Raw genomic sequence first — 325 nt, forward strand, 5'->3', positions numbered from 1 at the left:
CTGCTATTCCAATTAGAGAATTTACGGATGATAAGTACTTATTGTTTGCTACTAAAAATGGTATGGTGAAGCGTTCGTTACTATCAGAATATAAAGCTCAAAGGAATTCAAAAGCTTTAATGGCTGTGAAGCTGAAAAAAGACGATACAGTAGTGTACGTAGCTTTAACGAACGGCATGACTGATGTATTTGTAGCAACGAGAAATGGTTATGGATTGTGGTATTCAGAGGAAGAAGTAAGTGTTACTGGCCAGCGTACAGCTGGTGTGAAATCCATTAACTTAAAGGAAGACGACTACGTAGTTAGTAGTTTTGCGTTTACGAA

General features: G+C 37.5%; 1 protein-coding gene. It reads left to right on the forward strand.

Annotated elements, in window-relative coordinates; genetic code table 11:
- A partial coding sequence (locus AOA61_RS00420) for a DNA gyrase C-terminal beta-propeller domain-containing protein (RefSeq protein WP_305886517.1) occupies positions 1–325 on the forward strand: 325 nt, incomplete at both ends.

Source organism: Pseudomonas sp. 2995-1 (assembly GCF_002742505.1).
Lineage (GTDB): Bacteria > Pseudomonadota > Gammaproteobacteria > Pseudomonadales > Pseudomonadaceae > Aquipseudomonas > Aquipseudomonas sivasensis.